Raw genomic sequence first — 12,603 nt, forward strand, 5'->3', positions numbered from 1 at the left:
CCGTCGAGTTCACCGCATCAGTCCCGATAGCCGCAGTAAACGACTTATCAATTTTCAGTACATTCGGATTCAGTGTTTCCAGATAGGCCAGGGAACTCTGCCCCGTACCGAAATCATCTATCGCCAGACCCACGCCCATACGATGCAAATCACGCACCACACGATAGTCAACATCTGGCAACGCATCTCGTTCCGTTAACTCCAGAGTCAATTTTTGCAGCGGGTGTGCAGGGAACCAGGAACGGCGCAAATCGGCAATAATCTCAGCTTCATGGAAATGGCTGGCCGCCACGTTTAGCCCGATGTGGAAATGACGTGATTTGGGAAAAATATCAAGGTGGCGAACGGTTTCATCCAGCACATAGCGGGTCAACGGGGCAATCAGGTTTTGCTGCTCAGCGAGGGGAATAAATACATCGGGGGAGATCCAGCCCTGGCGTGGATTATTCCAGCGCAATAGTAGTTCCACACCGACACACTGCAGATTACGAGCGCTCACTAGTGGCTGGCAGAAGACCTCGAATTCATGAGAGGCCATACCAACATTAATTTCCCATGAAAAACTCATGCGATTGGCGGTTGCAAGCCAGGCGATATAACCAATCAGCATACTGAGAATCAGTGCCAGTGGAAGTTGAGTTGGCAAATTGCTTAATGCCAATGCCCCAGGTGAGGGGCCAATGGTGGTGATGGAAAACGCAAAGTGTTCGGAAGCCATTTCATGGATGACTTGCCCATCTTCAACAACAATTCGCTGCAAAAGTCCTGCACCATATTCGAGGTGCGAATCTGCGACATTAAGTACAGCACGCGATACCCATGGGCGTTCAGGCTCAAGGATTAATCCGGTCAGCAATTCAATATTAATGATCTGCATGACGCCTTCGTGACTGCTGTTGGATGACGGTGTCCAGGACAACAGAATTGGCGTGCCTTTCAGTAATGAACGGTCAATTGAGAGAAACAGCAGTGGAAGAGATGAAGGTAATTTGGGTTGTAGCAAATTAATCGGGACGTGGCGGCTGCCAAAAATACTTGAGCAATAAAGAATATCATCCTTAATCAGCCCGATTGAACGCACTGTTTGCAGGCGTGCTGCGTGTTCGCGCATTTTGAGTTGCGCGGCCTCACAAGACATTCCCACTAAAGCAATAAGCTCTTTGTTGCCTTGTTCAAGGGGGAGCAGAATACTCTCTAGCGTGCTGATAATACGTTGATTAAACGCCTGCAAATGCTGTTCATTCACTTTGCGCTCAGCAACATAGCGTGCGCTCAGAGTCAACACGAGTGCCAGAACAGCTAAGCCGATACAGACAATTAAACGCCTGCGACGGTAGCCTCGTAATATACGTTGAGCTGTCTGCATCCGTGATCACCTTGTGTAGAACCGCGACCGAAATCGGCACACAGAACATTCAAAGTGTAGTGGGGGATTAGTAGAGCGCTGGAAAAATAACCTTTTTTTTGCGTTTCGTTGTTCAGGAGCCGCGTCGTTGAGCAGACGCAGCACCTTTTAATGGCTAAACAAGCAGTTGGCTTCTCAAGTTCAGGTGACTGACCCGCACTAGCCTGGCCCTCATCACTGAGGGCCGGAAGGGATTAATCACACTGGACTTTAATTGCCAGGCCACCGCGGGAGGTTTCGCGGTATTTCGCATTCATGTCTTTGCCCGTTTCATACATTGTTTCAATCACTTTATCGAGAGAAACACGAGGTTCACTGGTACGGCGCATTGCCATGCGGGTGGCGTTGATCGCTTTCACAGAAGCAATCGCATTACGTTCAATACACGGCACTTGAACCTGGCCCGCAACCGGGTCGCAGGTCAAACCGAGGTTGTGTTCCATGCCAATTTCCGCCGCAACACAAACTTGTTCTGGGCTGGCCCCAAGAATTTCAGCAAGGCCGGCTGCCGCCATTGAACAGGCCACACCGACTTCACCCTGGCAACCCACTTCAGCACCAGAAATTGACGCGTTCATCTTATACAACGCACCAATCGCACCGGATGCGAGGAAATAACGGATGTAGGTGTCAGGGCTGACTGATTCGATAAAGTGATCATAGTACGCCAGCACTGCAGGGACGATACCGCAGGCACCGTTGGTCGGAGCGGTAACCACACGTCCGCCCGCGGCGTTTTCTTCGTTCACCGCCAGCGCAAACATGTTCACCCAATCAATCACGTTCATTGGGTCATTGGAGAGTTTATCGCTGGATACCAGCATACGGCGCAATGCGGAAGCACGACGCGGTACACGCAATGGGCCAGGCAGCACACCTTCAGTATTGACGCCACGGTCGATACAAGCGCGCATGGTTTGCCAGATGTTGGCAAAATACTCTTCAATTTCTTTACGGCTGTGCAAAGCCAGCTCATTCTGCATGATCACGCCAGACAGGGACATGCCGGTCTGTTTACAGTGATTCAGCATTTCTTCCGCGGAATTGAACGAGTAGGGCACGACAACTTCATCTGCTGCCTCTTTGCCGAAATGCTCTTCATCAACGATAAAACCACCGCCGATGGAATAATACGTTTTGCTGTAGATCTTTTGATCGCCGCTGAACGCGTGGATAGTCATGCCGTTCTCATGTAACGACAGGTTGTCGTTACGGAAACACATGCCGGTATCTTTCGGGAAATCAACTTCGTGGCGACCCTGGGCAAGCCACAGACGTTCACGCGTTTCTACATCGCGAATAAACGCAGGAATGGAATCAATATCAACAGTGGCAGGTTCGTTACCTGCAAGACCCATGATGATAGCGATATCAGTATGGTGCCCTTTACCAGTCAGCGACAGGGAACCGTAAACATCGACGGCGATGCGCGTCGTGCTTTCCAGTAATCCATTTTCGAGCAGCGAGTCGACAAACAACTTACCGGCCTTCATCGGACCGACGGTATGGGAACTGGATGGCCCAATGCCGACTTTGAACATGTCGAATATGCTAATCACACTAAACTCCTTTCAGGACACCGGCTAAATAAAATTTGCTGCTGCAAAACCGCAGCTAGCTAGTTTAAAAATTTATTGGTCACTGTAGTAAACTATTCACATGAATTAAACTAATGGTTAACCATAACTTGACTAATCCGGTCCGCAGAATGCGCTTCCAGGGAGTAATCAGTCACATCAACCACTCTTTTTATTGCCCCTTGTGTGTATAGGGGAATAAAACTACAGCAAGACACTCTGCTAAATATAGCCGTATTTGCAGAATTAAAGAGTGATCACGGTTCCACACCTATCTGTAAAGCTAACTCACGGATAATTCCGGCAGTCATACCCCAGACAAAGTAGTGTTGATACCAGGAAAGCCAAACGCGATGGGCGTTACCACGACGGTGAATATCCAGCGGATGATAGCGACCCAGGGTGAGCGCTTCCATTAATGGCATCTCAAAAACCGCTGCAACTTCATCTTCACAGGCCTGGTAAGGTAAATCGGGAGGGATGATGCCGACAACTGGCGTAACCTGAAACCCGGTGACGCTATCGACCGGCGGCAAAGTGCCGATCACTTCAACATGCTCTGGCGAAATGGCAACTTCTTCCCATGCCTCGCGCAGTGCCGCGGCAATCAATGACTCATCAGTGTCGTCCACTGCACCGCCTGGAAAGGCAACTTGCCCGGCATGTTTACGCAGCATGGTCGAACGTTGGGTCAACAGCAGCCCAGGCTGTGGGCGGCGTACAATAGGAATCAGCACCGCAGCCTGGCGATGATTACTCGTCGTGCGCGTTACGGGCGGTTGCAACAGCTGAAAACGCGATAAAAAATCGTTCATACTCAGGGACGAACCAGACATCTCATCACTTCTCTAGTTGTGGAAGAATACGATTAACTTTATCAAAAGTTTCCTGATATTCCGCAGATTCAACACTATCAGCCACAATTCCACCTCCCGCCGAACAGTAAAGTTTGCCTCCTTCGGCGGTCAGAGTCCTGATGGTAATACTGGTGTCCATATTTCCGCAGAAGCTTAAATAGCCGATACTTCCACACCAGGCATTACGCCGCTGCGGCTCGAGTTCTTCAATCACTTCCATAGCGCGAACTTTTGGTGCACCGGTAATCGACCCACCAGGGAAACAGGCGCGCAGTAAATCTGTTGCCTTAAGATGCGAAGGCAATTGTGCGGTTATGGTACTCACCAGGTGATGTACTGCCGGGAAGGGCTCAACAACAAATAACTCAGGGACTTTTACACTGCCCGGTACCGCAACACGGCCAATGTCATTACGTAGCAAATCAACAATCATCAGGTTTTCTGCGCGATCCTTTGGTGAATTCGCCAGTTTTTCAGCCTGCTGCGCATCGGCCAGAGGATCTTCAAGGCGCGGTAAAGTGCCTTTAATCGGGCGCGTTTGTATGTTGTGATTCTCCAGCAGAATAAACCGCTCAGGCGACAGGCTTAAAATCACGCTGTCAGGAAGCCGAATAAACGCACTGAACGGAGCCCGATTCGCCGCGTTCAGGCGTTCGAATGCTTGCCATTCATCGCCTTCGTAACTGGCGTTAAAGCGCTGCGCGAGGTTCACCTGGTAGCAATCGCCGCTTTTGAGATATTCCTGTACCTGACGGAATTTAAGTCCATACTGCTCGCGGGTCATACTGGACTGCCACGCGCTCGTCAGGCGGAACGGTTGGCGAGGGCTGTACGCGGTCAGCGTTTCAAGAAACTGTTGGCGAGCATCAATATCCCCCCAACACAGCAGAGTCAGGCACTGATTTTGATGGTCAGCAATTAACGCCCAATCGTAAATGCCTATCGCCATATCGGGTGTAGTAAGATCGCGTTGTGCCCGCTCGGGTAATTTTTCGAAGTGGCGACCGAGGTCATAACCGAACAACCCCAACGCACCGCCTAAAAAGGGGAGTTCCGGGTGTATCTCTGGCTGATAACCAAAACTATCCAGAGTTTCCTGTAGTAGATGCAGAGGATCGCCGTGATGCGTTGAACTGATACCGTCCACGCAAATTGTTGTTTCAGGACCACGCGTCACTAATGTTGCCCGAGGTTCTGCAACCAGAATATCAAAGCGATTATGAGGATGGTCAGCGAAGCCGGAATGCAGAAGCATGGCCCATGGCTGCTGTGCAGTCGCTTTGAAAGTGTGTTGAACAGCATCGGCATGCCACGGCAAAGTTCGAAAAGTGAGAGTCTGCAACGTTATAAACCACAACTAAAAAAAGAGAGTGATCATCCTGCTATACCAGTGAACCCGCTGGAAACCCTGTTAGCAGCGTGAAATAATTAACCCAGGCAATGTATCAGGAGTCGAAAATGTTTTCAGGATTACCCGCATTATCCCATGAGCAACAGCAGAAAGCTGTAGAACGTATTCAGGAACTGATGTCCCAGGGCATGAGCAGTGGTGAAGCGATTACACTGGTCGCCGCAGAAATTCGTGCCAATCATACTGGCGAGATGGTCGCGGTCCGTTTTGAAGATGACGACGTCGGTAACGCTGAGAGCGACGAAGAAAACACGGATGAAAACGATGAAGAAGAAAGATATGTCGACCATTACGAAGAAAACGACGACGATAAGTAAAGCGGGCTACTGCCCGCTTAGTGTCACACTGCCGCGATAATCTTAATTTCTACTTTGTAGCGCGGGTTCATCAATTTTGCCTGCACGGTACAACGCACCGGCGCATGACCCGCAACAACCCATTCATCCCAGGCTTTATTCATCGCGGCAAAGTCGGCACTTTCCGGCAGGAAAATGGTGGCATCGAGGATCTTACTCTTATCGCTGCCTTGTTCTTCAAGCACAGTATCAATTTGCGCAAGCGTGTTGGCGGTCTGCTGGTAAGCATCCGCATCAAGGTTTTCTGGCACACCGGTGTAATACAACGTGTTGTTATGAATGACCGCATCCGACCAACGCGCTTCCGGTTTTATACGCACAATACTCATCACTGTTTCCTTTTCAGCTTGTTCATACTGTGGCACAGCCTGCCACAATCTACAGAAGGCTTCCACTGGCTTAACACCGCTCAGGCTGACATAATCACTGTCAATAAACCCAGGGGGTAATGTGACAGACGATTTTGCAGCAGACGGCCAACTCGCTACGGCGATAACGGGTTTTAAACCGCGTGAACCACAACGCCAGATGGCGCAAGCCGTGGCTAAGGCTATCGCTTCCGGGCGTGAGCTGGTGGTGGAGGCGGGTACCGGTACGGGTAAAACCTACGCTTATCTGGCTCCGGCTCTGCGTTCAGGCAAAAAAGTCATTATCTCTACGGGATCAAAAGCCTTACAGGATCAGCTCTTCTCACGCGATTTACCAACAGTGGCGCGGGCGCTGGATTTCAAAGGGCGGCTGGCGCTGTTAAAAGGGCGTTCGAACTATTTATGCCTTGAGCGTTTAGAACAGCAAGCGCTGGCGGGCGGCGATCTGCAAGTCCAGACGCTAAGTGACATCGTCAAATTACGGGGTTGGGCGATTGAAACGGTGGACGGGGATATCAGCACTTGCGCCAGTGTTGCCGAGGACTCTGCCGTCTGGCCGATGGTGACCAGCACCAACGATAACTGCCTGGGGCAAGATTGCCCGCTTTACAAAGATTGTTTTGTGGTGAAAGCGCGTAAAAAAGCCATGGATTCAGACGTTGTGGTGGTTAACCATCACCTCTTTTTGGCCGATATGGTGGTCAAAGAGGGCGGTTTTGGCGAGCTGATTCCGGAAGCAGAAGTGATGATTTTCGATGAAGCCCACCAAATCCCCGACATCGCCAGCCAGTATTTTGGGCAATCGGTCTCCAGCCGCCAGTTACTAGACATAGCCAAAGATATCTCCATCGCTTATCGCACTGAAGTGCGTGACGCCCAGCAATTACAAAAAAGTTCGGACCGTCTGACGCAAAGCACGCAAGATTTTCGCCTGCAAATGGGTGACCCAGGTTACCGCGGAAATTTGCGAGAATTACTGGCCGAACCGTCGGTACAACGTGCGTTATTGTTGCTCGATGATGCGCTTGAGCTGTGTTACGACGTATCCAAACTTTCCCTTGGGCGCTCTGCATTGTTGGACGCGGCTTTCGAACGCATCGTCATTTTACGCGGGCGAATCAAACGCCTCAAAGAGGTCGATACTCCGGGTTACAGCTACTGGTATGAATGTAACGCGCGCAACTTCACGCTGGCGCTAACACCGCTTTCCGTCGCCGATAAATTCCAGGAAGTGATCAGCCAAAAAGCAGGTACCTGGATTTTTACTTCGGCAACGCTTTCAGTAAACGACCAGCTTAGCCATTTTACAGAACGACTGGGTATCGCCAATGCGCAGACCTTGTTATTAGCCAGCCCGTTTGACTATGCCAGCCAGGCGTTGTTGTGTGTACCGCGTGGTTTACCAACGCCTAACCAACCGGCAGCAGGCAAACATCTGGCGAAAATGCTCAAGCCGCTTATCGAAGCTAACAATGGTCGTTGCTTCATGTTGTGTACCTCCCATTCGATGATGCGCGATTTAGCCGAGCAATTCCGCGCCACTATGACATTACCGGTGTTGTTGCAGGGTGAAACCAGCAAAGGCCAGTTGTTGCAGCAGTTCGTTGACGCAGGTAACGCATTGTTGGTCGCAACCAGTAGTTTTTGGGAAGGTGTGGACGTGCGTGGTGATGCGCTGTCACTGGTGATTATCGACAAACTGCCGTTTACCTCGCCGGATGACCCTTTGCTGAAAGCACGCATGGAAGATTGCCGCCTGCGTGGGGGCGACCCGTTCGAAGACGTGCAACTCCCCGACGCCGTTATTACCTTAAAACAAGGCGTTGGACGCTTAATCCGTGATGTTGATGACCGTGGTGTGCTGGTGATTTGTGATAATCGCCTGGTGATGCGCCCTTATGGTGCTGTATTCCTCAACAGCCTGCCGCCCACACCGCGCACACGGGATATTAATCGGGCAGTTGAATTCCTTAACCACCGCTCGGCGCAGTAATTTGTGCCAGGCTATGGTATGATGCGCGCCGATTTTTGACCTTATTTTCCTGCCAGAGGTTGGCAATACCATGCGAATTTTAGCCATCGATACCGCGACAGAAGCATGTTCGGTTGCCCTGTATAATGAAGGGGCGACCCTTGCCCATTTCGAGCTCTGCCCACGCGAACACACCCAACGTATCCTGCCGCTGGTGCGAGACATCCTCAATGAAGGGGGGGTTGGTCTGACCGCATTGAATGCGCTTGCTTATGGCCGTGGCCCAGGTAGTTTTACCGGCGTGCGTATCGGTATTGGTATTGCGCAAGGGCTGGCGCTGGGGGCTGAATTGCCGATGATTGGCATTTCGACTCTGGCCACCATGGCGCAGGGTGCCTGGCGTATGACCGGAGCGACCCGTGTATTGGCAGCTATCGACGCGCGCATGGGTGAAGTGTATTGGGCTGAATACCAGCGTGATGAACTGGGTGTCTGGCACGGTGAAGAAACTGAAGCTGTGTTAAAACCAGAAGCGGTTGTTGAACGGTTGAAGCATCTTCAGGGCGAATGGGCGACAGTAGGCACGGGCTGGCAAGCCTGGCCAGATATGGCGCAAAGCAGTGAACTGCAGATCCGTGATGGTGAAGTCACACTTCCTGCAGCAGAAGATATGTTGCCTTTGGCAATTCAGGCATTAAATGATGGTTGTACGGTGGCGGTAGAACATGCCGAGCCGGTTTATCTGCGTAATGAAGTGACATGGAAGAAGCTTCCAGGCAGAGAATAATTCCCAACGTTTTTGGGAAGCCGAAACTGCGTCAAGGAGAAAGGTTATGGCTGGTTTGAATCTCAGAATTGTTAGCCGATTACTGGCAGTTGCTGCCGTAGTTATGCTGAGTGGTTGTGTCACCATCCCTGATGCGATTAAGGGCACCAGTGCCACGCCGCAACAAGATTTAGCGCGAGTGATGAATGCACCGCAACTCTACGTTGGGCAAGAAGCGCGTTTCGGTGGGCGAGTGGTGAACATCGATAACAAACAAGGCAGAACACGTCTGGAAATTGCCACCGTCAGCCTCGATGACGGTGCACGCCCGCAATTGGGTGAGCCTTCCAGAGGGCGTATTTACGCTGACGTGAATGGTTTCCTCGACCCGGTCGATTTCCGTGGCCAGTTGGTCACCGTTGTGGGTCCCATCACTGGTGTAGTGGAAGGCAAAGTGGGCGAAACCGCTTACAAGTTTATGGTGATGCAGGTCAATGGCTATAAACGCTGGCGTGTTACACAACAAGTGGTCATGCCGCCACAGCCAATCGACCCGTGGTTCTGGGGCGGGCCGTACCCTTATCGTGGGCGTTACGGCTACGGCGGGATGTGGGGCGGCGGATGGTATAATCCAGGCCCGGCACAGGTTCAGACTATCGTAACTGAGTAACTCACTGTTTTAACAAGTTAAATAGGCAGCGGCATGTCCGCTGTCTATTTTTTTCTACAATCGATAAAAAATAATTAGTGATGTGCTTCGCAACCTTAAATCAGTCTAATTAATAAACTGGTACGCTGAGTTAATATTATGTTAACGGCGTGTTTATATATTGGGGTTGTGATGACGACGAATAATAAATTCAGAGGTGGATCCTTGAAGAAGGTTTGGCTTAACCGCTACCCAGCCGATGTTGCGGCTGAGATAAATCCTGACCGTTATCAGTCCCTGGTTGATATGTTTGAGCAAGCAACGGCACGCTATGCGGATCAGCCTGCGTTCGTGAATATGGGCGAAGTGATGACGTTCCGTAAGCTGGAAGAGCGAAGCCGTGCTTTTGCTGCGTATTTACAACAAGGTCTTGGCCTGCAAAAGGGCGACCGCGTTGCGTTAATGATGCCAAACCTGTTGCAGTATCCCGTCGCGTTGTTCGGTATTTTGCGTGCGGGCATGGTGGTGGTGAACGTCAACCCGTTGTACACCCCACGTGAGCTTGAACATCAGCTTAATGACAGCGGTGCCAGCGCCATTGTGATTGTTTCGAACTTTGCGCATACGCTAGAAAAAGTTGTCGATAAAACTCAGGTAAAACACGTTATTTTGACCCGCATGGGTGACCAGCTTTCTGCGGCAAAAGGGACGTTAGTCAACTTTGTGGTTAAGTACATCAAACGCCTGGTGCCGAAGTATCATCTTCCCGATGCCATTTCTTTCCGCAGTGCCCTGCAACACGGCTATCGTCTCCAGTATATTAAACCTGAAATTCTGAATGCCGACCTCGCGTTCTTGCAATATACCGGTGGCACGACAGGCGTTGCCAAAGGGGCGATGCTGACGCACCGCAATATGTTGGCGAATCTGGAACAAGTCAGAGCGGCTTACAGCCCATTGTTATTCGAACGCAAAGAGCTGGTGGTGACGGCCCTGCCGCTTTATCACATCTTTGCGCTCACCATGAACTGCCTGCTGTTTATTGAGCTTGGTGGGCAGAACTTGCTGATCACTAACCCGCGTGATATTCCGGGGCTGGTGAAAGAGTTGGCGAAATATCCATTTACCGCCATGACCGGTGTTAACACATTGTTCAATGCGCTGCTCAATAATAAAGAATTCCAGCAACTCGACTTTTCTAGTCTGCATCTTTCGGCTGGCGGCGGGATGCCAGTACAACACGCGGTGGCTGAACGCTGGGAGAAACTGACCGGCCGCTTCCTGCTTGAAGGTTATGGTTTGACGGAATGTGCGCCGCTGGTCAGTGCTAATCCGCATGACATGGATTACCACAGTGGCAGTATCGGTTTACCGGTGCCTTCCACCGAAGTGAAACTGATTGATGACGAAGGCGAAGAAGTACCTCCGGGCGAGCCCGGCGAGCTGTGTGTGAAAGGCCCGCAGGTGATGTTGGGTTACTGGCAGCGCCCGGATGCAACAGATGAGATTATGCATGACGGTTGGCTACGTACCGGTGATATTGCTGTGATGGACGAGGAGGGCTTTATGCGTATCGTCGATCGCAAGAAAGATATGATTCTGGTCTCCGGCTTTAATGTGTATCCAAACGAAATTGAAGACGTGGTTATGCAACATAGCGGCGTACTTGAAGTCGCGGCGGTTGGCGTTCCAAGTGGCGCGTCCGGTGAAGCGGTAAAAATCTTCGTAGTGAAAAAAGATCCAGCTTTAACTGAAGAGGCATTGGTTGTTTTTTGTCGCCGCCACCTCACAGGTTATAAAGTACCTAAGCTTGTTGAGTTCCGTGAAGAACTACCAAAATCAAACGTTGGCAAAATATTACGACGAGAACTACGTGACGAATCGGTCAGTAAAGGCAACAATAACGCCTGAGCTCCGAGTCCGTCGCCCTAACGCCGGTAAACCGGCGTTTTTTATGGGCGCAAACCTAAGAGAACTGAATTTGACTTACCAAATGATTGTAACCGATGAAGCCCTTGCCACAGTGTGTGAGGCCGCTCGTCACTTTCCAGCGATTGCGCTGGATACCGAATTTGTTCGTACCCGTACTTACTACCCGCAACTGGGTTTGATCCAGCTATTCGACGGTGAAACAGCTTCGCTTATCGACCCGTTAACCATCACTGACTGGTCACCGTTTAAAGCGCTACTGCAAAATAAAGCAGTGATTAAATTCCTGCACGCGGGTAGCGAAGACCTGGAAGTATTCCTCAATGCGTATAGCATGCTGCCCGATCCGTTTATTGATACGCAGATCCTGGCAGCGTTTAGTGGACGCCCACTCTCGTGTGGTTTTGCCACCATCGTTGAGTCCTTCACGGGGATCGCCCTGGATAAAAGTGAATCACGTACCGACTGGCTTGCTCGCCCGCTGACCGAGCGTCAGTGTGACTATGCCGCCGCAGATGTCCTTTATTTGCTGCCCATTGCGCATAAATTGATGGAAGAGACACAAGCTGCAGGCTGGATGGAAGCGGCACTAGATGAGTGTAACTTGATGGCAGCGCGTCGTCAGGATGTGCTGGACCCGGAAGAAGCCTGGCGCGAAATCGGTAACGCATGGCAGTTGAGAACACGCCAATTGGCTTGTCTGAAGAAACTGGCCTCGTGGCGACTGCGCAAAGCGCGTGAGCGCGACATGGCTGTCAATTTTGTGGTGCGTGAAGAACATCTGTGGCAGGTCGCGCGTTACATGCCTGGTTCGTTGGGGGAACTGGAACATCTTGGCCTGAGCGGGAGTGAAATCCGTTTCCACGGCAAAGCACTGTTAGAGATGGTCGTTGAAGCTCAGGCACTATCTGATGATGAATTGCCAGAACCGTTAAGCAATCTGGTTGATATGCCGGGCTATCGCCGCGTATTTAAAGCGATTAAAGCGTTGGTACAGCAAGTGAGCGAGGATTGTGGTTTAAGCGTTGAATTGCTGGCTTCACGTCGACAAATTAACCAACTGTTGAACTGGCACTGGAAATTAAAATCACCATCAACACAACCGGAATTAATTAGTGGTTGGCGTGGGCGAGTGATGGGTGAAGCATTAAAAACGCTGTTGGCTGATTTTTAATATTTGTTGATAGTTACTGGGAATAATTACAGGGATGTGTTGAGTAATAATGGAATAAAACCATTAACTATTTAAGAATAGTCTGTATTAAAAAGTTGTCTGTGCGTAAAAATAAATAAGCCCCCGAGGATTAATTCTG

General features: G+C 50.7%; 10 protein-coding genes and 1 pseudogene. 6 read left to right on the forward strand and 5 right to left on the reverse strand.

Translation table 11 applies throughout. The annotated features are described in order from the left end of the window. The 4 genes from MES37_RS21045 to pabB all read right to left on the reverse strand — a co-directional run. Nucleotides 1–1,366, reverse strand: a 1,366-nt coding sequence (locus MES37_RS21045; protein WP_237932582.1) for an EAL domain-containing protein, incomplete at its 3' end; no start/stop codon positions are given. Nucleotides 1,367–1,599: 233 nt separating this feature from the next. Continuing rightward, nucleotides 1,600–2,964, reverse strand: coding sequence for an L-serine ammonia-lyase (gene sdaA / locus MES37_RS21050; protein ID WP_064546096.1), 1,365 nt, complete (start codon nucleotides 2,962–2,964; stop codon nucleotides 1,600–1,602). Between the two features lie 275 nt (nucleotides 2,965–3,239). Continuing rightward, nucleotides 3,240–3,818 (reverse strand): CoA pyrophosphatase, encoded by a 579-nt coding sequence (locus MES37_RS21055; protein ID WP_064546098.1) that lies wholly within the window; start codon nucleotides 3,816–3,818, stop codon nucleotides 3,240–3,242. A 4-nt stretch (nucleotides 3,819–3,822) separates the two neighbouring features. After that, the gene (pabB, locus tag MES37_RS21060; RefSeq protein ID WP_064546100.1) at nucleotides 3,823–5,181 is read right to left on the reverse strand and encodes an aminodeoxychorismate synthase component 1; all 1,359 of its coding nucleotides are present in this window, start codon (nucleotides 5,179–5,181) and stop codon (nucleotides 3,823–3,825) included. 116 nt (nucleotides 5,182–5,297) lie between these two features. Between pabB and MES37_RS21065 the strand changes: the two are divergent. Next, a pseudogene (locus tag MES37_RS21065) lies at nucleotides 5,298–5,471 on the forward strand (YoaH family protein); the annotation flags it as partial. Between the two features lie 119 nt (nucleotides 5,472–5,590). On the opposite strand, the gene MES37_RS21070 reads toward MES37_RS21065, so the two are convergent. Beyond that, entirely contained in the window at nucleotides 5,591–5,935 is a 345-nt protein-coding gene (locus tag MES37_RS21070; protein ID WP_121813626.1) for a RidA family protein, read from the reverse strand. Nucleotides 5,936–6,056: 121 nt separating this feature from the next. On the opposite strand from MES37_RS21070, the gene MES37_RS21075 reads away from it, so the two are divergent. The 5 genes from MES37_RS21075 (at nucleotide 6,057) to rnd (ending at nucleotide 12,464) form a co-directional block, all read left to right on the forward strand. Then, a complete protein-coding gene (locus MES37_RS21075; protein WP_237932583.1) occupies nucleotides 6,057–7,967 on the forward strand; it encodes an ATP-dependent DNA helicase in 1,911 nt (636 codons plus the stop codon). Nucleotides 7,968–8,037: 70 nt separating this feature from the next. Continuing rightward, on the forward strand, nucleotides 8,038–8,733 hold the full coding sequence (gene tsaB, locus MES37_RS21080) for a tRNA (adenosine(37)-N6)-threonylcarbamoyltransferase complex dimerization subunit type 1 TsaB (protein ID WP_237932584.1): 696 nt from the start codon (nucleotides 8,038–8,040) through the stop codon (nucleotides 8,731–8,733). A 46-nt stretch (nucleotides 8,734–8,779) separates the two neighbouring features. Further along, nucleotides 8,780–9,382, forward strand: a complete 603-nt coding sequence (locus MES37_RS21085; RefSeq protein ID WP_064546109.1) for a Slp family lipoprotein — start codon at nucleotides 8,780–8,782, stop codon at nucleotides 9,380–9,382. A 204-nt stretch (nucleotides 9,383–9,586) separates the two neighbouring features. Continuing rightward, nucleotides 9,587–11,272: a long-chain-fatty-acid--CoA ligase FadD gene (gene fadD / locus MES37_RS21090; protein ID WP_162302980.1), complete on the forward strand. Its 1,686-nt coding sequence runs from the start codon at nucleotides 9,587–9,589 to the stop codon at nucleotides 11,270–11,272. Nucleotides 11,273–11,354: 82 nt separating this feature from the next. Next, nucleotides 11,355–12,464: a ribonuclease D gene (rnd, locus tag MES37_RS21095; protein WP_133522052.1), complete on the forward strand. Its 1,110-nt coding sequence runs from the start codon at nucleotides 11,355–11,357 to the stop codon at nucleotides 12,462–12,464. The last annotated feature ends 139 nt before the right edge of the window (nucleotides 12,465–12,603 follow it).

Source organism: Buttiauxella sp. S19-1, assembly GCF_022134725.1.
Taxonomy (GTDB): Bacteria; Pseudomonadota; Gammaproteobacteria; order Enterobacterales; family Enterobacteriaceae; genus Buttiauxella; species Buttiauxella ferragutiae.